Source organism: Xanthobacter pseudotagetidis (assembly GCF_043194795.2).
GTDB lineage: Bacteria > Pseudomonadota > Alphaproteobacteria > Rhizobiales > Xanthobacteraceae > Xanthobacter > Xanthobacter tagetidis_A.
This window is the reverse complement of the sequence record NZ_CM195534.1, coordinates 1950548-1972036: the sequence shown is the minus strand read 5'-3', so window position 1 is coordinate 1972036 and position 21489 is coordinate 1950548. Positions and strand designations below refer to the sequence as shown.

The 21489-nt window shown below is 71.6% G+C and carries 20 protein-coding genes; 11 read left to right on the top strand and 9 right to left on the bottom strand.

All coding sequences use genetic code 11. The annotated features are described in order from the left end of the window. Window positions 1–104 precede the first annotated feature (104 nt). Complete coding sequence (locus V5F67_RS09095; RefSeq protein WP_394018977.1) at window positions 105–1262, top strand: ABC transporter substrate-binding protein; 1158 nt, start codon at window positions 105–107, stop codon at window positions 1260–1262. 328 nt (window positions 1263–1590) lie between these two features. Here V5F67_RS09095 and V5F67_RS09090 read toward each other — a convergent pair whose 3' ends face one another. Next, a complete protein-coding gene (locus V5F67_RS09090; RefSeq protein ID WP_394018975.1) occupies window positions 1591–2319 on the bottom strand; it encodes a TetR/AcrR family transcriptional regulator in 729 nt (242 codons plus the stop codon). A 167-nt stretch (window positions 2320–2486) separates the two neighbouring features. Here V5F67_RS09090 and V5F67_RS09085 point away from each other — a divergent pair, with 167 nt between their 5' ends. The 8 genes from V5F67_RS09085 to V5F67_RS09050 all read left to right on the top strand — a co-directional run bounded on the left by V5F67_RS09085 (window position 2487) and on the right by V5F67_RS09050 (window position 11672). Beyond that, on the top strand, window positions 2487–4022 hold the full coding sequence (locus V5F67_RS09085) for an AMP-binding protein (RefSeq protein ID WP_394018973.1): 1536 nt from the start codon (window positions 2487–2489) through the stop codon (window positions 4020–4022). Beyond that, entirely contained in the window at window positions 4019–5182 is a 1164-nt protein-coding gene (locus V5F67_RS09080; RefSeq protein ID WP_394018971.1) for a thiolase C-terminal domain-containing protein, read from the top strand. Before V5F67_RS09085 ends, V5F67_RS09080 begins: the two co-directional genes overlap by 4 nt. 31 nt (window positions 5183–5213) lie before the next feature. Continuing rightward, window positions 5214–6008 (top strand): enoyl-CoA hydratase/isomerase family protein, encoded by a 795-nt coding sequence (locus V5F67_RS09075; RefSeq protein WP_394018969.1) that lies wholly within the window; start codon window positions 5214–5216, stop codon window positions 6006–6008. Between the two features lie 28 nt (window positions 6009–6036). Further along, entirely contained in the window at window positions 6037–6402 is a 366-nt protein-coding gene (locus tag V5F67_RS09070; protein WP_394018967.1) for a Zn-ribbon domain-containing OB-fold protein, read from the top strand. A gap of 114 nt (window positions 6403–6516) precedes the next feature. Further along, the gene (locus V5F67_RS09065; RefSeq protein ID WP_394018965.1) at window positions 6517–7413 is read left to right on the top strand and encodes a branched-chain amino acid ABC transporter permease; all 897 of its coding nucleotides are present in this window, start codon (window positions 6517–6519) and stop codon (window positions 7411–7413) included. 10 nt (window positions 7414–7423) lie between these two features. After that, window positions 7424–9178: a branched-chain amino acid ABC transporter ATP-binding protein/permease gene (locus V5F67_RS09060; protein WP_394018963.1), complete on the top strand. Its 1755-nt coding sequence runs from the start codon at window positions 7424–7426 to the stop codon at window positions 9176–9178. Then, on the top strand, window positions 9175–9882 hold the full coding sequence (locus tag V5F67_RS09055; RefSeq protein ID WP_394018961.1) for an ABC transporter ATP-binding protein: 708 nt from the start codon (window positions 9175–9177) through the stop codon (window positions 9880–9882). Before V5F67_RS09060 ends, V5F67_RS09055 begins: the two co-directional genes overlap by 4 nt. A 110-nt stretch (window positions 9883–9992) precedes the next feature. Further along, window positions 9993–11672 carry a thiamine pyrophosphate-binding protein gene (locus tag V5F67_RS09050; RefSeq protein WP_394018959.1) on the top strand — a complete coding sequence of 560 codons (1680 nt, stop codon included), beginning with the start codon at window positions 9993–9995 and terminating at the stop codon, window positions 11670–11672. Between the two features lie 13 nt (window positions 11673–11685). On the opposite strand, the gene V5F67_RS09045 is transcribed toward V5F67_RS09050, so the two are convergent. From V5F67_RS09045 to serA, 5 genes are all read right to left on the bottom strand, one after another. Beyond that, a complete protein-coding gene (locus tag V5F67_RS09045) occupies window positions 11686–13146 on the bottom strand; it encodes an alpha/beta hydrolase (RefSeq protein ID WP_394018957.1) in 1461 nt (486 codons plus the stop codon). Between the two features lie 47 nt (window positions 13147–13193). Continuing rightward, complete coding sequence (locus V5F67_RS09040) at window positions 13194–13499, bottom strand: alkylphosphonate utilization protein (protein ID WP_394019248.1); 306 nt, start codon at window positions 13497–13499, stop codon at window positions 13194–13196. A gap of 28 nt (window positions 13500–13527) precedes the next feature. After that, a complete protein-coding gene (locus V5F67_RS09035; protein ID WP_394018955.1) occupies window positions 13528–14775 on the bottom strand; it encodes an Hsp70 family protein in 1248 nt (415 codons plus the stop codon). 128 nt (window positions 14776–14903) lie between these two features. Further along, window positions 14904–15746 carry an HTD2 family dehydratase gene (locus V5F67_RS09030; protein ID WP_394018953.1) on the bottom strand — a complete coding sequence of 281 codons (843 nt, stop codon included), beginning with the start codon at window positions 15744–15746 and terminating at the stop codon, window positions 14904–14906. A gap of 93 nt (window positions 15747–15839) precedes the next feature. Further along, complete coding sequence (serA, locus tag V5F67_RS09025; RefSeq protein WP_394019246.1) at window positions 15840–17087, bottom strand: phosphoglycerate dehydrogenase; 1248 nt, start codon at window positions 17085–17087, stop codon at window positions 15840–15842. Window positions 17088–17302: 215 nt separating this feature from the next. Here serA and V5F67_RS09020 point away from each other — a divergent pair, with 215 nt between their 5' ends. Then, window positions 17303–18082: an endonuclease/exonuclease/phosphatase family protein gene (locus V5F67_RS09020; RefSeq protein ID WP_394018951.1), complete on the top strand. Its 780-nt coding sequence runs from the start codon at window positions 17303–17305 to the stop codon at window positions 18080–18082. Window positions 18083–18086: 4 nt separating this feature from the next. On the opposite strand, the gene V5F67_RS09015 is transcribed toward V5F67_RS09020, so the two are convergent. The 3 genes from V5F67_RS09015 to V5F67_RS09005 all read right to left on the bottom strand — a co-directional run bounded on the left by V5F67_RS09015 (window position 18087) and on the right by V5F67_RS09005 (window position 20457). After that, the gene (locus V5F67_RS09015; RefSeq protein WP_394018949.1) at window positions 18087–18698 is read right to left on the bottom strand and encodes a DUF2478 domain-containing protein; all 612 of its coding nucleotides are present in this window, start codon (window positions 18696–18698) and stop codon (window positions 18087–18089) included. After that, entirely contained in the window at window positions 18695–19996 is a 1302-nt protein-coding gene (locus tag V5F67_RS09010; RefSeq protein WP_394018947.1) for a DUF2325 domain-containing protein, read from the bottom strand. The genes V5F67_RS09015 and V5F67_RS09010 overlap by 4 nt, the downstream gene beginning before the upstream one ends. A 104-nt stretch (window positions 19997–20100) precedes the next feature. After that, on the bottom strand, window positions 20101–20457 hold the full coding sequence (locus V5F67_RS09005; protein WP_394018945.1) for a winged helix-turn-helix domain-containing protein: 357 nt from the start codon (window positions 20455–20457) through the stop codon (window positions 20101–20103). Between the two features lie 121 nt (window positions 20458–20578). Here V5F67_RS09005 and V5F67_RS09000 point away from each other — a divergent pair, with 121 nt between their 5' ends. Next, window positions 20579–21487 (top strand): LysR family transcriptional regulator, encoded by a 909-nt coding sequence (locus tag V5F67_RS09000; RefSeq protein WP_394018943.1) that lies wholly within the window; start codon window positions 20579–20581, stop codon window positions 21485–21487. The last annotated feature ends 2 nt before the right edge of the window (window positions 21488–21489 follow it).

Here is a 21489-nt window from a genome sequence, read left to right as displayed (position 1 = left end):
ACGGGCGCGATCCGGTACCCCTACCAAAACGAATATAAAACTTACTCTTGAGTTTTTTCGGCCGTCGCCGACGAGGCTTGGGAGCATGGTGGGAGGAACGGGACATGGCATGGTGCGGATCGGGGAAGAGGGCCATCATCGCCGGCGCCGGCATGGCGCTGGCGGCGCTCGCGCCGCAGGGCGGGGCGCAGGCGCAGGCGCCGGTGAAGATCGGCGTGGTGGAGGGGCTCAGCGGGCCGCCGGCGATCGTCGACTTCGGCGAGAGCTACCTCCAGGGCATCAAGCTGGCGCTGGAGGACTACAAGGCCAAGGGCGGCAAGACCCCCATCGAGCTGGTCATCTATGACGACGAAGCCAACCCGCAGCGCGCGGTCTCGGTGGTCCAGCGCCTGATCCAGAACGACGGCGTCGCCGGCGTCATCGGCACCGTCTCCAGCGGCAACGTGATGGCGTTCGCGCCGGTGCTCCAGCGCGCCGGCGTGCCGCTGATCGCCGGCCCCTCGGCGGCCACCGACATCACCGCCAAGTTCATCGACCAGAAGCCGAGCTTCATCTTCCGCTGCTCCATGATCGAGAAGTACCAGATCGACGCGATCCTCGACTGGGCGGTGAAGAACTACAAGAAGATCGGCCTGCTGCACTCCACCACCGGCTATGGCAACTTCGCCGCCCAGGAGGCCACCGCCGGCCTCAAGGCGCGCGGCGTCACCCTCGCCGCGGTGGAGGCGGCCGCGCCCGGCGTCAACGACCTGACGCCGCAGATGATCAAGATGCGCGACGCCGGCGCCGACCTGATCCTGCACTTCCACGAATCCTTCGAACTGCCCTACCGCCCGCTGCCGCGGCTCGACTACAAGCCGGTCTTCGCCGGCAATTGGGGCCTGTCCTCGCTGAAGGTGAAGGACATCGTCGGCGTCGAGGCGATCCAGGGCACCGCCATGGGCCAGGCGCTGGACCTGTCCGATCCCAAGGCGCAGGCCTTCAACAAGCGCATGACCGAGAAGTACGGCAAGGACTACCGCTGGCCGGTGGTGGCCGCGCTCGGCTACGACGCCGGGCAGATCATGTTCGCGGCGGTGGACAAGGTCGGCGCCTCCGATCCGGCCAAGCTGCGTGACGCCATCGAGGCCATCGACGGCATCCAGGCGGTCTCCGCGACGCCGCCGAAGCCCTTCGGCCCCACCGACCACGAGTGCCTGGGCCAGGGCGACATCTTCCTCGGCGTCTGGAAGGGCGACACGGTGGTGCCGGCGCCGAAGTAGCGCCGAGGCGGCCGGGCGCAAGCCCGGCCGACCGCGCGGACGAGGGCGCCCTCAGAGCCGGTTTGGAAACGCAAGATTGGGTCCCGGCCCGGTTTCCCCCGTCATGCCCGGGCTTGTCCCGGGCATCCACGCCCAGAGACCAGGGAAGACCTTTGAAAGTCAGGAAAATCGGCCCGGCGCGGATGGCCGGATCCCGCATGCTTGCGGGTTCCGCTCTCGGAGCCGGAAGTCGGCAACAGCCGACTTCCGGGACAAGCCCGGCCATGACGGCCTGTGTGGAAGTGCGGCGCCATGAAGGGCGCCGATCTTGGCATTTCCAAACAGGCCCTCAGGCCTGCGGCTTCGCCTTGGCGCGCCCGGCCTTCGACATCCCGGCCCTGGAGGGCCGGGATGTCGAAGGCCGCGGCTGGGTGGCCGCGGGCGCGGCAAGGCCGGAGATCAGGAGGGCGGCGAAGCTCTCCATGATCTCCTCCGGCGTGTTCGGCCCCGTGTCGCGGTACCAGGCGGGAATCCAGTTCACCACGCCGAGGGCGAACAGGCTGGCGAGCTTGGGATCGCAGGGGCCGATGGAGCCGTCGGCCACCCCGAGGGTGATCAGCCCCTTGGTGGCGGCGCTGATGCGCTTGCGGCGGGCGACCACCTGCTCGCGGTCGTCCGGGGCGAGCGAGTCGACGTCGGTCAGAACCGGGCAGTTGCCGAGGTCGCCGAAGATGCCCTCCATGTAGCGCCGCAGGTAGATGATGAGTTTCTCGAGGCCGGTCCCCTCATGGGCGGCGGCCAGTGCGAGGCCCGCCTCGCCATTGTCCATCGCCACCTGGTGGCACGCGAAGAGCAGCTCCTGCTTGCTCTTGAAGTACTGGTAGAGCGTCGGCTTCGACACGCCGAGCACCGAGGCCACGTCGTCCATCGACGTGTTGGCGAAGCCGCGGCGATTGAAGGCGGAGGCGGCGACGCGCAGCACCGCTTCGCGCTTGCGGCGGCGCTGCTCGTCGCGGTCGAAGGCCGCGCGCCCGGCCGCTGGGGCGCGGCGCGCCGCACCGGAGGAAGTTTCACTCATGAACGGGCGCATCCTGATTGGGACGATCGAAGCCTGGACCGGCCAGGGGCACGATCCGAGACGCTGGATTCGCGATTTAAAACGGACAGACATGCTTGCACAAAACCACAAAAACAGCTAGCCTGACTTTTAAGTAAAATATAACTACTCATTAGTAGGGAGACCCGATGAGCATCGCCACGCTCATCCTGCAGACCGCGCGGCGTCTGCCGGAAAACCCAGCGATCACCGACGCCGACGGCACCCTCACCTATGCCGCGTTCGCCGAGCGCTCCGCCCGCCTCGCCGGCGGCTTCAAGGCAGCCGGCCTTTCCCCCGGCGACCGCGTGGTTCTCTACATGGAGAACACCGGCGCCTTCTTCGAATGCCTTCTGGGCTGCTGGATCGCCGGGCTCTGCGCGGTGCCGGTCAACGCCAAGCTGCACCCGCGCGAGGTTGCCGGCATCGCCGCCGATGCCGAAGCCGGGGCCCTCGTGACCACGCCCGGCCTTTCCGGCCCGCTCGCGGCCGAGGCCGCCGCCCTGCCGGCGCTGCGCGCGCTCGTCTCCACCGGAACCGAAGATTATGCCCGGCTCGCCGGCGCCGCGCCGATCGCCTGCGCCGATGCCGCCCCGACCGACCGCGCCTGGCTGTTCTACACCTCCGGCACCACGGGCAAGCCGAAGGGCGCCATCCTCAGCCACCGCAACCTGCTGGCCATGAGCCTTGCCTATTATGCCGACATCGACGCGGTGGATGCCGACGACACCCACATCACCTGCGCGCCGGTGTCCCACGGCGCCGGGCTCTACAGCCTGCCGTTCCTCCTGAAGGGCGGCCGGCAGGTGGTGCTGCCCGGCTTCAACGTGGAGGACGTGCTGGCCGCCATCGCCGGCTACGGCAAGGTGAGCCTGTTCGCCGCGCCCACCATGCTGACGCGGCTCGTGAACCACCCGGCCGCGCTCACCGCCGACTTCACCAACCTCAAGACCATCTATTACGGCGGCGCGCCGATGTACGTGGCCGACCTCCGGCAGGCGCTGCGCCTCATCGGCCCGAAGCTGTGCCAGATCTTCGGCCAGGGCGAGACGCCCATGACCATCACCGCTCTGCCGAAGGCGCTGCATGTGGGGCCCGGCGGCGGCGCCGCCGCGGACGAGGTGCTGGGCTCGGTCGGCTATCCCCGCACCGGCCAGGAGGTGCGGGTGGTGGACGCCGAGGGCCGCGACCTGCCGCCCGGCGACGTGGGCGAGGTCATCACCCGCAGCGACTGCGTGATGGAAGGCTACTGGAACAATCCCGACGGCACGGCGGCCGCGCTGCGCGACGGCTGGCTCTACACCGGCGACGTGGGAAGCCTCGACGCCGCCGGCTACCTGACCCTGCGCGACCGCTCCAAGGACCTCATCATCTCCGGCGGCAGCAACATCTATCCGCGCGAGGTGGAGGAGGTGCTGCTGCGCCACGAGGGCGTGCTGGAGGCCTCGGTCATCGGCGCGCCGCATCCCGACTGGGGCGAGGAGGTGGTGGCGTTCGTCGCCGTGCGCCCCGGCGCCAGCGTCGACGCGGCGGCGCTCGACCAATTGTGCCTCGACAACATCGCCCGCTTCAAGCGGCCCAAGCGCTACCGCTTCGAGGCGGCGCTGCCGAAGAACAATTACGGCAAGATCCTCAAGACCGAGCTGCGCCGCAGGCTCGCCGAAGAGAAGGGAGCCGCCTCATGAGGCCCGTCTTCATCGCCGGCATCGGCTCCACCGCCTTCGGCCGCCATCCGGGAACCGCCATCGAGGCGCTCGCCATCCGTGCCGCCGACGCCGCCATCCGCGAGTCCGGCATCGACCGCGGCGACATCGGCGCGCTCTACCTGGGCAATTTCGTCGCCGGCCCCCTCCTGGGCCAGGAGGTGCTGGCGGGGCTGGTGGCGGACGGGCTCGGCCTGCCGCAGATCCCCTGCACCAAGGTGGAGGGCGCCTGCGCCTCCGGCGGCATCGCCTTCCGCCATGCCGCGCTCGCGGTCGCCAGCGGCCTGTGCGACGTGGCGCTGGCGGTGGGCGCGGAGAAGATGACCCACGCCGACACCGCCGCCGTCACCTCGGCGCTCAACTGCGCCATGGACTTCCGCAGCGACGGGGTGAGCGGGCTCACCTTCCCCGGCCTGTTCGGGCTCGCCTGGCGGCTCTACGAGGAGCGCCACGGGGCGACCCGGGACGACATCTCCGCCGTGGTGCGCAAGAACAAGGGCAACGGCCTCAGGAACCCGCTGGCGCAGATGGGCGCGGAGCTCACCGCCGAGGAGATCGGCAGCGCGCGCCTGATCTGCGATCCGCTGCGCCTCTACGACTGCTGCCCGGCGAGCGACGGCGCCGCCGCGGTGCTCATCGTCTCCGCCGACCGGCTGCGCGACATCCTGCCACCGCCGGTGGAGGTGCTGGCCTCGGCCCAGGCGCGCGGCAGCGCCCGCATCGCCGGCCATCCCGACCTGTGCACCTTCGAGGCGACGGTCGCCGCCGCGCGGGCCGCCTACGCGCAGGCGGGCATCACCGCCGACGAGGTGAGCTGCGTCGAGCTGCACGACTGCTTCTCCATCGCCGAGATCATCGACAGCGAGGACCTGGGCCTGATGCCGCGCGGCGCGGGGGCCGCCTACGCCGCCGAGGGCCGCACCGCGGTCGACGGCGACCGGCCCATCAACGCCAGCGGCGGGCTGCTCGCCAAGGGCCACCCGGTGGGCGCCACCGGCCTCGGCCAGATCTACGAGAGCGTGCTCCAGCTGCGCGGCGCCCACCCCAACCAGGTGAAGGGCGCGAGGATCGCGCTCACGCACAATCTCGGCGGCACCGGCGTCGCCTGCACCGTCAACATCCTGCGCGCCACCGACGCCTGAGCGCGCGCTGCCACAGCATCGGAAGCAATCCATGGGCGACATCCGCTGCGACCGCCACGGCAAGGTCTGGCTCATCACCATCGACCGCCCGTCGGTCATGAACTCCCTCGACTTCGCCGCCAATGACGACCTGGTGGCGGCGTTCCGCGACTTCGACCGCGACGACGGCGCCCACGTGGCGGTGGTCACCGGCGCCGGCGACAAGGCGTTCTGCGCCGGCGCCGACCTGAAGACCTACACCGTGAACTTCGCCCGCACCCCGGCGCCCGAGTTCCGCACCCGCTACACCAACGGGCCGGGCTTCGGCGGCATCACGCGCTCGGTGGAGATCGACAAGCCGATCCTCGCCGCGGTGAACGGCTTCGCCATTTCCGGCGGCTTCGAGCTGGCGCTCGCCTGCGACCTCAGGTTCTGCGCCCCCAGCGCGGAGTTCGCCCTCCAGGACGCCAAATGGGGCTTCCACGCCTGCGACGGCGGCCTCATCCGCCTGCCACAGATCGTCGGCCTCGGCCACGCCATGGAGATCATCCTCTCCGGCGAGCGGGTGGATGCCGAGCACGCGCTGCGCATCGGCCTCGTCAACCGCATCGTGCCGGCCGAGGAACTGGTCGGGTTCACGCTCGACTATGCGCAGATGCTGGCGAAGCGCTCGCCGCTCTCCCACCGCTTCGCCAAGGAGGTGATGCGCCGCGCCGTCGGCATGCCCATGGGCGAGGCGCTGCGGCTCGAATCCCGCTCCTTCTTCGACCTCGGCCAGAGCGAGGACATCGTCGAGGGCACCACCGCCTTCCGCGAGAAGCGCGACGCCGACTTCAAGGGCCGCTGAGCGCCCGCCACCAGGATCACGCCGTTCCATGACCTCAATCCTTTCCGCCCCGCCCGACCTGGAGATCCTGCGCTGCGCCGCCTGCGGCCGGCTCGATCCCGGCCCGCGCGAGCTCTGCCCGTCCTGCTTCAGCCCGAACCTGGAGAAGGTGGCGGTGCCCGGCCGCGGCGCGCTCGTCTCCTGGACCCTGGTGCGGCGCCCGCCCTCCCGCTTCCAGGCCGACGGGCCCTATGCGGTCGCGGTGGTCGATCTCGATTGCGGCGTCCGCCTCACCGGGCGCCTCGCCGAGGTGCCCCGGGACGAGGCCGACGCCCCGCCGCTCGGCGCCCGCATGCGCCTCAGCGGCGGCACCGCGGGCATGCCGCTGTTCGCCCCCGAAGCCGAGCGCCGCTGAGCCGCGATCCCAGGCCGGCGCAAGACCGGCCGAAACCAGGCCTTTCAAGGGAAACACGCCGATGAATTCGCCCGCAACCAAGCTTCGGCCCGTACGCCGCCAGGGAGGCGCGCCGTGACGCTGGTCAACTTCTTCCAGCTGCTGGTGAGCGGCATCGCCATGGGCGCCATCTACACGCTCACGGCCAAGGGCCTGTTCATCACCCACCTCGCCACCCACCGGCTGAACTTCGGCCAGGGCGACTTCCTCATGGTGGGCGCCTTCGCCTCCATCGGCATGCTCGCCGCCGGGGTGCCGGCGCCGCTCGCGGTGCTCGGCGTGCTGGTCCTCATGGCCGTGCTCGGCTATCTGCTGGAGCGGTTCGCCATCCGCCCGCTCGACCGCCTCGGCGACCGCGCCGGCGCCTATTCCTGGGTGCTCACCACCGCCGGCGCGGCGCTGATCCTCCAGAACATCGTCGAGCTCGGCTTCGGCAAGTCGGCGCAATACGCGCCGCCGCTGTTCTCCAAGACCCGCGACAACGTGATCAGCATCCTCGGCGTCGGCATCTTCTTCGAGGAGGCGGCGATCATCCTCGCCGCCTTCCTCATCGTCGGCGCCTTCTACTGGTTCCTGTTCGGCTCGCGCTGGGGCAAGGCGGTCTACGCGGTCGCGTTCAATCCCGAGGCGGCGTCCCTGTTCGGCATCGACGTGCGCGGGGTCGTGGTGCTGGTGTTCGTGCTCGCCGCGCTGATGGCGGGCATCTCCGGCGTCCTCGTCGGGCCGCTGGTGTCGGTGCACCCGCACATGGGCCTCATCTTCACCATCAAGGCGCTGGCGGTGGCGGCGATCGGCGGCTTCACCAATCCGGTCGGCATCCTCCTCGGCGGCCTGCTGTTCGGCGTCGCCGAGGCGTTCTCCAACTACTGGGACAGCGCCTTCGGCGACCTCTACCCGCTGCTGTTCGTCATGGCCCTCCTCGCCGTCCGCCCCTCCGGGCTGTTCGGCGAGCGACGCGCCGACGTGCGCTGAGGAGGCCGAGATGCCACGCATTCCCCGCCTCCTGGCCTATGCCCTCGCGGCCTGCGCCATCGCCGCGTTCCCCTTCCTCGCGCCGAACCCGTTCTTCGTCCATGTGGGCCAGACCTTCGCCTACACCGCGATCGCGGTGATCGGCCTCAACATCCTGCTCGGCCTGTCGGGGCAGATGTCGCTCGGCCACGGCGGCTTCTACGCCGTCGGCGCCTACGCCTCCGCCATCCTCGCCACCACCTACGGCTGGCCGCTGACGCTCTCCATGGCGGCGGCGCTCGGCGTGAGCCTTCTCGCCGGCTTCCTCGTCGGCGCGGTGGCGCTGCGCACGCGCGGCCTCTATCTCGCCATGGCGACACTGGCCTTCGGCTTCATCGCCGAGATCGTCGCCCAGCGCTGGATCAGCGTCACCGGCGGCACCATGGGCCTGATGGGGGTGCCGCAGATCGACTTCGGCAACTTCCGCATGGGGCCGACCTATTTCTTCTGGTTCGCCGCGGGCCTGCTGCTGATCGTGCAGATCGCCAGCGACTATGTCTTCGGCTCCGCCATCGGCCGCCGGCTCAACGCGGTGAAGGAGAGCGAATCCTTCGCCGCGACCGTGGGCCTCAACGTCCCGCTCTGGCGCATCGGCGTGTTCGCGGCGAGCGCGGCGCTGGCGGGGCTGGCGGGCGTCCTGTTCGCCCACCAGAGCGGCTTCGTCTCGTCCGACGCCTTCAGCATCCGCCTCACCATCTCGCTGCTGATCGCCACCGTCATCGGCGGGCTCGGACGCTCGGCCGGCCCCCTGCTCGGCACCGCGATCCTGATCGCCATCGCCGAGGCCATCGCCGCGGTCCACGACATCGGCCTGATGCTCTATGGCGGCATCCTGCTGATCGTGCTCCTGGTCTTCCCCGAAGGCGCCATCGGCCTGTTCGGCCGCCAGCGGGCGGCGGCGGGCGCGGCGCCGCAGGACGTGCCCGCGTTCCAGCCGCGCCGCGCCGCGCGCGAGGGCGCGGCCGGACGGCTCGACGTGGAGGGCGTCACCAAGAGCTATGCCGGCGTCGTGGCGCTGCGCGACGTGACGCTCTCGGTGGAGCCCGGCACCATCCATGCCCTCATCGGCCCCAACGGCGCCGGCAAGTCCACCTTCATCAACGTGGTCGCCGGCCTCTACGCGCCCACCGCCGGCCGCATCCGCATCGGCGGCGCGGACGTCACCGGTCTTTCGGCCCACCGCCGCGCCCGCCTCGGCCTGGTGCGCACCTTCCAGAACCTCCAATTGATCCACAGCGTGAGCGTGATCGAGAACGTGATGCTGGGCATGGAGCGGCGCAGCAGCCTCGTCGGCGACGTGCTCGCCTTCCTCGGCGGCGCCGGCCACGAGGCGCGCGAGCGGGCGGAGGCGGCCTCCATCCTCGCCTTCCTCGGCATCGGCGCGCTGGCGGACATGCGGCCCAAGGACCTGTCCTACGGCCACCGCAAGCTGGTGGAGCTGGCGCGCGCCATCGCCCAGAAGCCTTCCATCCTGCTGCTCGACGAGCCGGTGGCGGGCGTGAACCCGCAGGAGGCCCGGGAGGTCGCCCGCATCGTGGCGAAGCTGAGGGACGCCGGCATCAGCGTGCTGCTGGTGGAGCACAACATGGAGTTCGTGATGGGGCTCGCCGACCGGGTGACGGTGCTCGACTTCGGCAACCGCATCGCCTGCGGCACGCCGGCGGAGGTGCAGAAGGACCCGAACGTCATCCGCGCCTATCTCGGCGCTGCGGAGGACGCGGCATGATCGAGGTCGAGAATATCGAGGTCGCCATCGGCGCGGTCGGCATCCTCCACGACGTCTCGCTGCGGCTCGAGCCGGGGCGCCTCGTGACGGTGATCGGCGCCAACGGCGCCGGCAAGACGACGCTGCTGCGCACGCTGTCCAACATCGTCACCCCGAGCGCCGGGACGATCCGCTTCGACGGCCGGCCGACCGCCGGCATCAAGCCCCACCTCCTGGCGCGCGCCGGCCTCGTGCACGTGCCGCAGGGCCGGCAGATCGTTCCCGGCCTCACCGTGCGGGACAATCTGGTGATCGGCGCCGACCGCGTCGCCGGCCTCGATGGCGACGCCATCGCCGAGGGGCTGGAGCGGGAGTTCGCCCGCTTCCCCGTCCTCAGGGAGCGCCAGCACATCCCCGGCGGCAACCTCTCCGGCGGCGAGCAGCAGATGCTCGCCGTGAGCCGGGCGCTGATGATGCGGCCGAAGGTGCTGCTGCTGGACGAGCCCTCCCTCGGCCTCGCCCCGCAGGTGGTGACGATCATCCTGAAGGCCCTGCGCGGCCTCGCCGACGACGGCCTCGCGGTGCTGCTGGTGGAGCAGCTCGCCTTGCTGGCGCTCGACACCGCCGACGAGGCCCACGTGCTCCAGCGCGGCCGGGTCGCGCTCAGTGGGCCGGCCCGCGAGCTGCGCCGGGACCGGGCGGTGATCGAGAGCTATCTGGGGTAGAGGGAGCAGAGAGGCTGCGAAACGGCGTTTCGGAACGCGGCGGTTGAAATCACCCGCCCCGCTCCGGCCGCCCTTGCGCGGGCCAAATCTTCTCGGGCAGGATCGCGCCCATGACGCCCAAGCCCAATGCCCGCACCGGCGGGCGCATCCTTGTCGACCAGCTTCTGATCCACGGCGCCGACACCGCCTTCTGCGTGCCCGGCGAGAGCTATCTCGAGGTGCTGGACGCGCTGTTCGACGCGCGCGACCGCTTCCGGCTGGTCAATGCCCGCCATGAGGCCGGCGCCGCCAACATGGCGGAGGCCTACGGCAAGCTCACCGGCCGGCCCGGCATCGCCATGGTCACGCGCGGGCCCGGCGCCTGCCAGGCGGCGGTGGGCGTGCACACCGCGTTCCAGGATTCGACACCGATGATCCTGCTGATCGGGCAGGTCGGGCGCGACATGATGGACCGCGAGGCGTTCCAGGAGATCGACTACCGGCAGATGTTCGGCCCGGTGGCCAAGTGGGCGGCGCAGATCGACGTCACCGCCCGCATCCCCGAGTACATGGCGCGCGCGTTCCGCGTCGCCACCTCCGGCCGGCCCGGCCCGGTGGTGCTCGCTCTGCCCGAGGACATGCTGACCGAGGCCGCCGACACCCCCGACGCCGCCCCCTGGCGTCCGGTGGAGCCGGCGCCGCCGCCGGAAGCGGCGCTGGAGAAGCTGCGCGCGCTTCTCGACAAGGCCGAGCGGCCGCTGGTCCTGGTCGGCGGTCCCGGCTGGAGCGACGCCGGCGCCGCCGCTATGCGCGCCTTCGCCGAGGCGAACGGCCTGCCGGTGGCCACCTCCTTCCGCCGCCAGGACGCCTTCGACCACCGCTCGGAGAGCTTCGCCGGCGACCTCGGCACCTCCGGCCCCCCTGCCCTGGTGCGGTTCGTGAAGGAAGCGGACCTGCTGCTCGTTGTCGGCGCCCGCCTCGGCGAGATGACCACCCAGGGCTATACGGTGATGGAGAGCCCCGCGCCGCGTCAGGTGCTGGTCCATGTCCATGCCGATCCGGACGAGCTGGGCCGCGTCTACGCCCCGGACCTCGCGGTGGCCGCCACCGCCGAGGCCATGGCGCTGGCGCTCGGCGGCCGGCGCTGGTTCGCGCCGGAGCGCTGGGCCGGCTGGCGCGCGCGCTTGCGCGAGGGCTATCTGGAGACGCTGCGCCCCACCCATCCGCCGGGCGATCTCGACCTGCCGGCCTGCATGGCGGCGCTGGCCGAGCGCCTCGGGCGCGACGGCATCGTCACGCTGGACGCCGGCAACCATACCGGCTGGCCGCAGCGCTTCCTGCCCTTCGGCCGGCCGGGGCGGCAGATCGGCCCCACCAGCGGCGCCATGGGCTATTCGGTGCCGGCGGGGGTCGCCGCGGCGATCCTCCATCCCGAGCGGATGGTGGTGAGCTGCGTCGGCGACGGCGGCTTCATGATGAGCGGGCAGGAGATCGCCACCGCCGTGCAGCACGGCGCGAGGCCCATCGTGCTGCTGTTCAACAATGCCACCTACGGCACCATCCGCATGCACCAGGAGCGCGAGCATCCGGGCCGGGTGATCGGCACCGACCTCGTCAATCCGGACTTCGCCGCCATGGCCGCCGCCATGGGCGCCCATGCCGAGCGCGTGGCGCGGACCGAGGAGTTCGCCCCCGCGCTCGACCGCGCGCGCGCCTCCGGGCGGGCGGCGCTGATCGAGCTTGCTGTCGATCCGGAGATCGTCTCCACCCGCCTCACCATCTCGGCCCTGCGGGCGAAGGCGCGCGCCTGAGCCGGCCGCGCCGTCAGCGCGGCGCAGGGGCGGCGACGCCCGCCTCGATCCGCTCCAGCAGATAGGGGAAGAACGGGTTGGAGGACATGCGCACCAGCATGTCCATGTTCACCACCAGGGCGCCATATTCGCCGCGCGCGGCGATGTTGCCGAGGCGGATGCCGAAGTCGTCGGCCGGATCGGGATCGAGGCCGTAGAGCCCGTCGCCGAGCGGGAACGGCACCGCCACGTGCGAGAGCGAATAGACGTCGCGCGGATAGGCGGCGCCGAGCGTGCGCCGCACCTCCTCGGTGGCATGGGCCGGCGTCTCCCGCACCTCGGCCTGCGCGGTGTCGGCGGCGGCGTTCGCCACCACCGCCACCCGGAACGGGCGCGGCGCCGGCGGCAGCAGGCGGTCGAGCGCGGTGTCGGCGCGGGCGGTGAGGAGCTGCTCGAAGGCGGTGTCGCGGTTGATGTCGAACAGCACCAGCTCGCTGCGGTTGTCCGGCAGGCGCCGATGGAGCTGCTCGATCACCGCCCGCGTGCTCACCGTGTGGTCCAGGACGGACTGGAACGTCAGGACCGGCGGCAGTCCCGCGAGGACCCCGTCCTTCAGGTGCCGGCGCATGTTCTCCGACAGCGCCTGGGTCAGGAGCCAGGACTGGCGCGCGGCGTGCACCGGGAAGGAATTGTACTTGAAGGGATTGAACTCCGGGATGATGGAGAGCCAGGCGGCCTTGGCGAAGGCCGGGAAGATGGCGGGCCAGCCGGCGACGCCGGCGAAGCGGGCGAACGCCGTCACCCCCACCATGGGCGAGACCAGGACGATCTTGTCTGGCCGTCCCAGCGCCGGGTCGTCCAGCGCGTCGAGCGCGTGCATCAGCGCCAGCGCGCCGCCGTTGGAATAGCCGACGAGGTGGAACGGCCCGTCCGGCACCCGCCGCTTCGCCTCGCGCACCGCAAGGCGGGTGGCGGCGCGCCAGTCGTCATGGTCGACGCCGATGAGGCCGCCGGGAACGGTGCCGTGGCCCGGCAGGCGGATCGAGATGGCGACGAACCCCAGCGCCGCGTAGCGCCGCGCCAAGTGCCTGAGGCTGTAGGGAGAATCGGTCAGCCCGTGCAGGAGCACGGCGACGCCCCGCGCCGGCCCTTCCGGCTCGATCACGAACGAGCGGTTGAAGTCCTGGGCGAAGCGGGCCGGGAAGATCGGGCTGTCCGCATAGTAGCGGTCATAGGGCACGCGGGCGCGCGGCGGCAGCCTGTCCGTGACCTCGCGCCGCACCTCGGCGAACAGGCGGTCCTCGGCGGCGAGATAGTCGGCGAAGCTCGCGCGGTCGAGCTCGGCCCGGCTCAGCTCCTTCGGCTCCGTTGTGTGCCAGAGCTCCAACGGGTCGCCGCGCTGGGAATCCACCGCCCGCACCACGAACACCGTGACCAGCGCCACCAGGACCAGCGAGGCGATCCAGCGGGCGATCCAGACGAAACGCTTCACCATGCCGCTCTGCCCCCCGCCTGCCGACCGCCTGCCGGCGATCTGCCGCCTCACACCTTGCGCACGAATTCCGCGCGCAGCACCAGGCCCTTGATGCCGGGATGGCGGCAGTCGATCTCCTGGGCGTCGCCGGTGAGGCGGATCGACTTGATGACCGTGCCGCGCTTCAGGGTCTGGTTGGCGCCCTTGACGGTAAGGTCCTTGATGAGGGCGACGCTGTCGCCGTCAGCCAGCAGGTTGCCGACCGAATCGCGCACCTCCACGCCGGCCGGCGCCGCCTTCTGCGCCGCCTCGCCGGGGCTCAGCCACTCGCCGGTGGCCTCGTCATAGACATAATCGTCGTTGCCGCTGGTCATCATGTGATCCCGATAGGTTTGGTCCCGCTCACCCGTAGCGCCGCTGCGCCTCGATGGCGAGCCCCGTGCCGACCGAGCCGAAGGTATCGCCCTCGATCACCCGCGCCTTCGGCACGCAGGCGCAGATGGCGGCGCGCACATGGGCGAGGCGGGTCGAGCCGCCGGTGAGGAACAGCGCGTCGATGGCGTCGGCCTCGAGGCCCGCCGCCGTGAGGCAGGCGCCGATGCGCGCGGCGATGCGGCCCGCCAGAAGGCCGGTGTGGCGCACGAGGTCCTCGTGGGCGATGCCCACCGAGAGGCCCGCCTCCAGCACCGCGAGATCGAGCCGCGTCGCGCCCGCCTCGGCGACGCGGATCTTCGCCGCCTCGACATCGAGCGCCAGAGCGTGGCCGCGCTCGTCCTCCACCGCCCGCGCGAGGCGCCCGACCAGGTCGGGCTGCGCCGCCTCGCGCTCCAGCTCGCGGATGGCGCGGGCGGTCTTGCCGTCATAGAGGCGGTTGATGGCGGACCAGGTGGCGAGGTCCTGGTAGAGGCCGACCGGCATGGAAAGGCCCCGGCGCTTCAGCGCGCTGCCATGGCCGAGCAGCGGCATCACCATGGACAGGGACAGCTGCCGGTCGAAATCCGTGCCGCCGACGCGCACGCCCTCGTTCGCCAGGATGTCGGATGCGCGGTCGGCGCGGTCCTGATGCCCGCGATCGATGCGCACGATGGAGAAGTCCGAGGTGCCGCCGCCGATGTCGGCGATCAGCGCCAGCTCCTCGCCCGCCACCTGCCGCTCATAGTCGAGGCTGGCGGCGATAGGCTCGAACTGGAACGAGATGTCGGAAAAGCCGATGTCGCGGGCGATCTCGCCCAGCACGCGCTCGGCCCGCGCGTCGCCCGCCGTGTCGCCGTCGACGAAATGCACCGGCCGGCCGAGCACCACCTGGTCGAGCGCGGTGCCGGCGGCCTCGGCGCCGCGCGCCTTCACCGTGGCGAGGAATGCCGCGATCACCGCCTTGAAGCCGAGCCGCTGGCGGCCCACCGGCGTGGTCTCGTCGATGAGCGCCGTGCCGAGCACCGACTTGAGAGCCCGCATCAGCCGCCCCTGCTCGCCGCCCACATAGGCCGCCATGGCGGCGCGCCCCACCAGCGGGGCGCCGGTGCGCGGGAAGAAGATGGCGCTCGGCAGCGTGTCCGCCCCCGCCTCCAGCGGCGCAAGGCGCGGGCCGTCGGCGCCGACGAAGCCGAGCGTGGTGTTGGAGGTGCCGAAATCGAGGCCGCAGGCGGTCACGGGACCTCCTTGCATCATGCGGGGGCGGGAAAGAGGGCTCGGTTGCTAGAGCAAGCGGTGCTGCAACGCAACAGAAAGCGTGCGGAGGCGCCGCCCAGCCATCACCGTGCCCGCCCTCGCCTGCCCCGTCAGCCCGCCTCCGCCAGCATGGCCGGACGGCCCTCGTGGTCGGCGGTCCACAGCTCCAGGCCATCATCGGCCCCCGCGGCGGCGTTGAGCGTCATGGGCGGCCCGTCGAAGATCGGGCGCACCGATCGGAACGAGAAGCGCGCCGGCCGCCGGCCCAGCAGCCGGGCGGCGAAGCCCGCGAGCAGCGTCGCCTGCAGCGGCCCGTGGACGATGAGGCCGGGATAGCCCTCCTCGCGGAGGCAATAATCGCGGTCGTAATGGATGCGGTGGCCGTTGAAGGTGATGGCGGAGTAGCGGAACAGCAGCATCGGCGTCGGCACGACGGCCTCGCTGTGCTCGGCCGCACGCGGCGCGCCGCCGCCACCGGAGCCGCCGGCCGGCGCGTCGGCGCCGCGATAGACCACGTCCTGCCGCTCCTCCACCGCAAGGCCGCGCCCGGTGGCGTAGCGGTGCTCCACGGTGACGAAGCACAGGGTCCCCGTACGCCCCTCCTTCACCGCCACGTCCGCGATGGTGGAGCGCCGCTCCACGGTGTCGCCCACCCGCAGCGCGTCGTGGAAGACGAGCGCGCCGCCGGCCCACATGCGGCGCGGCAGCGGCACCGGCGGCAGGAAGCCGCCACGCGCCGGATGGCCGTCCGGCCCGAGGCCGGAATTGGGCACGGCGGGCGGCGCGAGGCACCATTGCGCGGCGAGCGGCGCCTCGTCGCCCGGCATGGGCTCTCCCGGCGGCATGTCGAGGGTGGCGCGCATCTCGCGCACGCCGCGCGCGGTGACGAGGTCGCTCACCCGCTCCTCGCGGCCGATCCAGGAGCGCAGATGGGCGATGTCGAGCGCGGCCATTTCGGCACCTCCTCAATGGAGCCGAGGCAAGCCGGGCACGGGCTCGGCGAGACGCGGCGGGATCATGCCGGTGGCGATGGGCGCCACCGGGCTTCAGATCTTGTATTCGTAGAGCAGGCGGGCGCGGATGGTGCCCTCCAGCGCGCGGATGTCCTCCAGCACGCGCTGGCTGTCGGCGGCGGAAGCGTCGGCGTCGAGCACCACGTAGCCGATGTCCGCGGCGGTCTCGTAGTACTGCGCGGCGATGTTCACGTGGTGGCGCGCCAGCACCTCGTTCAGGCGCCCCAGCATGCCCGGCAGGTTGCGCTGCACCTGGATGAAGCGCGTGCCCAGCGGGCGCGCCGGCAGCTGCACCTGGGGGAAGTTCACCGCGCCGACGGTGGAGCCGGTGTCCGAATAGTCCACCAGCTTGCGCGCCACCTCGGCGCCGATGCGCTCCTGCGCCTCCTCGGTGGAGCCGCCGATGTGCGGCGTGAGGATGACGTTGTCGAGGCCCTGGAGCGGGGTGACGAAGCGCTCGCCATTGGCGCTCGGCTCCACCGGGAACACGTCCACCGCCGCGCCGCGCAGCCGGCGCTCGCGCAGCGCCTCGGCCAGCGCGTCGAGGTCCACCACCGTGCCGCGGCTGTTGTTGATGAAGTAGGCGCCGGGCTTCATGGCGGCGATCTCCTCGCGCCCGATCATGCCGTGGGTGGCGGGGGTCTCGGGCACGTGCATGCTCACCACGTCCGACTGGGCGAGCAGCTCGCGCAGGCTGTTCACGGGCTCGGTATTGCCGTGGCGCAGCTTGTCGGTGAGGTCGTGGAAGATCACCCGCATGCCCATGGCCTCGGCGAGGTTCGAGAGCTGCGAGCCGATATTGCCGTAGCCGACGATGCCGAGCGTCTTGCCGCGCACCTCCAGGCTGTTGGTGGCGGACTTGTCCCACCTGCCCTCGTGCGCCGCGCGCGAGCGCTCGGGGATGCGGCGCAGCAGCATGACGATCTCGCCGATCACCAGCTCGGCGACGCTGCGGGTGTTGGAGAACGGGGCGTTGAACACCGGGATGCCGTGGGCGCGGGTGGCGTCGATGTCCACCTGGTTGGTGCCGACGCTGAAGCAGCCGATGGCGATCAGCCGGTCGGCCGCCTCCAGCACCGGCGCCGTGATGTGGGTGCGCGAGCGGATGCCGAGGATGTGGACGCCCTTGATGGCCTCGCGCAGCGCCGCGCCGTCGAGCGCCTTGGGAAGGCGCGTGAGGTTGGTGTAGCCCGCGGCCTTCATCAGCTCGACGGCGCTGTCGTTCACGCCCTCCAGCAGCAGGACCTTGATCTTGTCCTTGGCCAGCGAGAGCTGCGGCATCTGGGTTTGGCTGTGGTTCACGGGCTCGGCGTCCTTCGGCGGTGACGGCGCGGACCGGAGGCGCCCGTGCGGCAAGCCGCGGTCGGCTTCGCACGGTTTCGATCGGCACGGCTCGATCGGCACGGTCTGGCGCGCCCGCGGGTGTCGACCCCCGGGCCGCGGGAACTTAGCGATTTTGCCGCCCACGTCCAGATTTCCCCTGCGGCGGGGCCGCGGTGCCGCAGCGCCGGCGCCTGGGTTGGAAGTGGAGCGCAACGACGATCGGGACGGGCATCATGGCCACGCTGAAAGTCCTTTTGTGGAATCTTGAGTGGCAGCGGGCCGGAACGCCCGGCGGCACCGCCGCCCGCGCCATCATGGCCGACTGCGATGCGGACCTCGTCTGCCTGACCGAGGCCAATCTCGATATTCTGCCGGTCCCGCATTTGATCGCCGGCGAGGCCGATTTCGGCGGCCCGTCCAAGCCGGGACGCCGGAAGGTGATGCTGTGGAGCCGGTCGCCCTGGACCGGGGTGGACGGGATCGGCCGTTCCACGCTCCCGCCCGGCCGTTTCGTGCGCGGGCGGACGCAGACGCCGCTCGGCCCGCTGGACGTGATCGGCGTCTGCATCCCCTGGCGCATGGCGCAGGTGGCGACCGGGCGCCGGGACAGCAAGCCCTGGCAGGAGCACATGCGCTACCTGGACGGGCTCGAAGCGCTCCTTTCCGGATCCGCCGGGACCGCGCCGAACCTCCTGCTCGGCGACTTCAACCAGGCGATCCCGCGGCGATCCGCACCATATGCCGTATCCGAGCGGCTGAACGGAGTGCTGGCGCCACGATTCCCGGTGGCGACGGCGGGCGCGATCGCCGGGCTTTCCGCGCCGGCTATCGACCATCTGGCGTTCGGCGCCGGCCTGCGCTGCCGCAGCGTGGTGCCGCTGGCCAATGTCGGGGGGACGGGCCGGCGGATCTCCGACCATGTGGGCCTTCTCATCACCCTGGAGGCGGCCTGAGCGCCTATTTCCCGCTCTCGCAGAAGCGCCGGGAGGGAGCGCGGGCCGAGGGCGGCCGCAGCCCGCTCCACCACGCGTCCAGGCTGGCGCGCGAGCAGGCGAGCCGCACGCACAGGCCTTCGGTGAAGCGCAGCCAGTCCGGAAAATGGGCGGCGGGCACCGGCAACAGCACCGGCACGTCCCGCTCCACCGCGGCGCAGATCACGGCGATGAGGCCACCACCCGCCCGCTCCGCCGCGCCGAAGCGGTTGAGGATGAGGAGGTCGGGGCGGCGGTGCGCCGCCTCCAGCAGCGATCCCTCGATGCGGCCCAGGGTGTCGCGCCAGTCGGGCGCGTGGCGCGCGCCGCAATCCGTCACCTCGAGCTCGCGGCCTTCCGGGATCAGCATCAGTCCGGAGGCCCGGCCGCGGGCGGTCCTGCGGCCCTGCACCACGCCCACCGCGTCGACGCCGCGCGCGCCGAGGTCGCGCGCGAATGCGGTCAGGATCGCGTCCGGCGCCTCGTCCCGACCGTAGACCAGCGCGGCGACGTCGCTTTCCGCGTCGAACAGCGGCGCCGCCGCCGCCCCGGTCCCCATGGACGGAGCGCGGGCGCGCGGGGCGGCCGGGGTGCTCATTGCGCCGCCACCGCGCCTTGCGCGGCCAAAGCGTCGAGCGCGGCGGCGAAGCTCGCGAGGCCCGATGTCCGCAGCGGAATGAAAGGCTTCCCTGCCTCCCGGCACAGGCGCTTGACCTGGGACGAGGCCAGGTGGCTGACGCAGTCCACCGGGAAGAAGGCGATGTCGGCCTGGCTGACCAGGCCCGGCAGGAGCGTGACCGTCTCCTCCATGCCGCCGTCATGGGTGAGCAGAACCCCGCCGGCCTTGTCGGCAAAGGCGCGCAACTGGTCGAGCTGCTTGGGCCGGCCGCCCACATAGAGGAAACGCAGCCCGGAAAGCCCGAGCGGGTGGTCCGGCGCGGCCGCGGGCTCGGCGGCGGAGGCGAGCGCGCCCTCCAGCGCCTCCACCTCGCGGCACAGGTCCTCCGCCTCCCGCTCCAGGACGGCGATGCGGCGCGCGCTCTCGCCGAGCGCGGCGTCCCGCGCCACGAGCCGCTCGGCCAGGGCCGCGGAGCGCGCCTGCTCGTCGCCGAGCCGGCGCCGCAGCGCCTCGCCCGCCTCGCCGTCCGGCTCGACAGGCGCCGCGTGGCTCTGCTCCAAAGCGTGCCGCAGGTCCGCCCTGAGCTGCGCCGCCTCGCGCGCGAGCGCCGCCTGCGCGGCGGCCATCTGGGCGAGGCGCTGCTCCTGGCGGGCGATCTTCTCGTCCCGGGCGCCGAGCTCAGCCTCCAGCGTCCGCAGGCGCTTGATGTCGGCGCGGTTGGACTGCCCCATGAGATGCGAGAGCATGTGCACCTCGCAGAAGGCCTCGCGCGCCAGCGCCTGGTCGGTCGCAGGATGGGTCAGCGTCGCCCAGTAGGCGCCCGGCACCTCGCCCTTCTCGACGCTGTCACGCCACAGCGCGCGCACCTCCTCCAAGGTCGACGCCTTGGAGAAGCGGCGCACGTGGGTCTCGTGCTTCTTGTCGAGCAGCTTGTGCAGCAGCTTGCCCGGCAGATCGCGCCGACCGGCGCCGGCTACGGCGAGGGAGTGGATCTCGTGCTCGGAAGCGGTCTTGGCGAGCGGGTCCTTCAGCTTGACGAAGAACTGGCGCAGGTCCGCGGTGGACAGGCAGGTGCCGATGACCGAGCAGTGGAGATTGGAGGACAGCTCCCACAGACGCTCGCGCCGCGCGCCGCCGGCCCGGTCCCCGGCCCCGTCCGACAGGTCGAGCACCTTGCGCGGCGAGGGCAGGATTCCCGCCCGCTCGGCGAAATGGCCCAGCAGAACCGGGGAGAGGACCGGAGAGGAGACCACGGCGCAGCCCAACGTGATATTCACATGAGCATAACGATGCACCGAACACCCCCCGACCTGTCAAGGTGTCGGCAGGAAATTAGCCCGCAGCCTGCCAATTCTTGGCGGAAATCGCTATATCCGAACGGCTATTCGGCAGCGGTGGGCTTGGCGGCCAGTTCGCTCTGCAGGGCGTCGAGATGGGCCGCTGCGGCCTGGGTCGCGGCGCTCTCGATGGCCCTGTAGCGGGCCACCAGGGACAGGCCGAACGGGGTCAGAACCGCGCCGCCGCCGCGCTTGCCGCCGGTCTGGGCGGAGACCACCGGGCTCTCGAAGGTGCCGTTGAGCTCCTCCACCAGTTCCCAGGCCCGGCGGTACGACATGTCCATGGCGCGCCCGGCCGCCGAGATCGAGCCGAACGCCGCGATCTTCTCCAGCAGCTCGATCTTGCCGGGGCCGATTCTGAATTCGGGACCCAGGTCGATGCGCACGCTCAAGGATGCCATGGATAGTGCCCGCGAATAGCGGGCCACCCGCAGGCCCGCTTTTGAAGCACTCTAGCAAACGGGAGGCCCTCTTGTCGTTATTCCCGAATTAAAATAACGTATCTTCACCCAGGAGGTCGCCATGCTGATCCGCCAGCTCGAATATCTCGTCGCCGTCGCCCGCGAGCGGCATTTCGGCCGGGCGGCGCGCGCCTGCGCCGTGTCCCAGCCGGCGCTGTCCACCGGCATCCGCAAGCTGGAGGAAGAGCTGGGCCGCGCGCTGGTGGTCCGCAGCCACCGGTACGAGGGCCTGACCCTGGACGGCGAGCGGGCGCTGATCTGGGCCCAGCGCATGGTCGCCGACTTCGAGGGGCTGCGCCAGGAGCTCTCCGACCCCGGCGGCGGCCTGTCGGGGGTGCTGCGCATCGGCGCCATTCCCGGCGCCCTGCCCTCCCTGCCGACGCTGGTGAACGCCTTCTGCGAGCGCCACCCCAAGGTCAGGGTGCAGGTCAAGTCCATGCCCTCGGCGGCGATCCAGCGCTCGCTGGATGAGATGGAGATCGAGGCCGGTGTCACCTATCTGCACGCCGAACCGCTGGCGCGGGTGCGCGCCCGGCCGCTCTATGAAGAGAGCTACGTCTTCGTCACCTGCACGCCGTGGTTCGAGGGCCGCGATCATCTCACCTGGTCGGAGGCGGCGCGGCGCCCGCTGTGCCTTCTGACGCGCGACATGCAGCACCGGCGCATCGTCGACCAGATATTCGCCGAGGCCGGCATCGCCTGCGAGCCGCGCATCGAGGTCAATTCCTTCGAGGGCGTGTGGACCGTGATCCGCTCCGGCCCCTGGGGCGGCATCCTGCCGGCGAGCCATGTGCCGGCGCTGAGCGCCCAGGAGCGGCTCCACGTGCTCGCGCTGGTGGACCCGGTGCGCACCCAGCCGGTGGGGCTCGTGACCTCCGACCGCGACCCCGCCTCGCCGCTCGCCGACGCGTTCCTGCGCCACGCCCCGCGGGTGCTGCGGGCGCCGGAGCGGGAACTGCTCATCGCCTGACG

Coding starts and splice junctions, on each gene's coding strand:
- V5F67_RS09095 (WP_394018977.1), top strand. CDS start 105: ATGGCATGGTGCGGATCGGGGAAGAGGGCCATCATCGCCGGCGCCGGC.
- V5F67_RS09090 (WP_394018975.1), bottom strand. CDS start 2,319: ATGAGTGAAACTTCCTCCGGTGCGGCGCGCCGCGCCCCAGCGGCCGGG.
- V5F67_RS09085 (WP_394018973.1), top strand. CDS start 2,487: ATGAGCATCGCCACGCTCATCCTGCAGACCGCGCGGCGTCTGCCGGAA.
- V5F67_RS09080 (WP_394018971.1), top strand. CDS start 4,019: ATGAGGCCCGTCTTCATCGCCGGCATCGGCTCCACCGCCTTCGGCCGC.
- V5F67_RS09075 (WP_394018969.1), top strand. CDS start 5,214: ATGGGCGACATCCGCTGCGACCGCCACGGCAAGGTCTGGCTCATCACC.
- V5F67_RS09070 (WP_394018967.1), top strand. CDS start 6,037: ATGACCTCAATCCTTTCCGCCCCGCCCGACCTGGAGATCCTGCGCTGC.
- V5F67_RS09060 (WP_394018963.1), top strand. CDS start 7,424: ATGCCACGCATTCCCCGCCTCCTGGCCTATGCCCTCGCGGCCTGCGCC.
- V5F67_RS09055 (WP_394018961.1), top strand. CDS start 9,175: ATGATCGAGGTCGAGAATATCGAGGTCGCCATCGGCGCGGTCGGCATC.
- V5F67_RS09050 (WP_394018959.1), top strand. CDS start 9,993: ATGACGCCCAAGCCCAATGCCCGCACCGGCGGGCGCATCCTTGTCGAC.
- V5F67_RS09045 (WP_394018957.1), bottom strand. CDS start 13,146: ATGGTGAAGCGTTTCGTCTGGATCGCCCGCTGGATCGCCTCGCTGGTC.
- V5F67_RS09040 (WP_394019248.1), bottom strand. CDS start 13,499: ATGACCAGCGGCAACGACGATTATGTCTATGACGAGGCCACCGGCGAG.
- V5F67_RS09030 (WP_394018953.1), bottom strand. CDS start 15,746: ATGGCCGCGCTCGACATCGCCCATCTGCGCTCCTGGATCGGCCGCGAG.
- serA (WP_394019246.1), bottom strand. CDS start 17,087: ATGCCGCAGCTCTCGCTGGCCAAGGACAAGATCAAGGTCCTGCTGCTG.
- V5F67_RS09015 (WP_394018949.1), bottom strand. CDS start 18,698: ATGAGCACCCCGGCCGCCCCGCGCGCCCGCGCTCCGTCCATGGGGACC.
- V5F67_RS09005 (WP_394018945.1), bottom strand. CDS start 20,457: ATGGCATCCTTGAGCGTGCGCATCGACCTGGGTCCCGAATTCAGAATC.
- V5F67_RS09000 (WP_394018943.1), top strand. CDS start 20,579: ATGCTGATCCGCCAGCTCGAATATCTCGTCGCCGTCGCCCGCGAGCGG.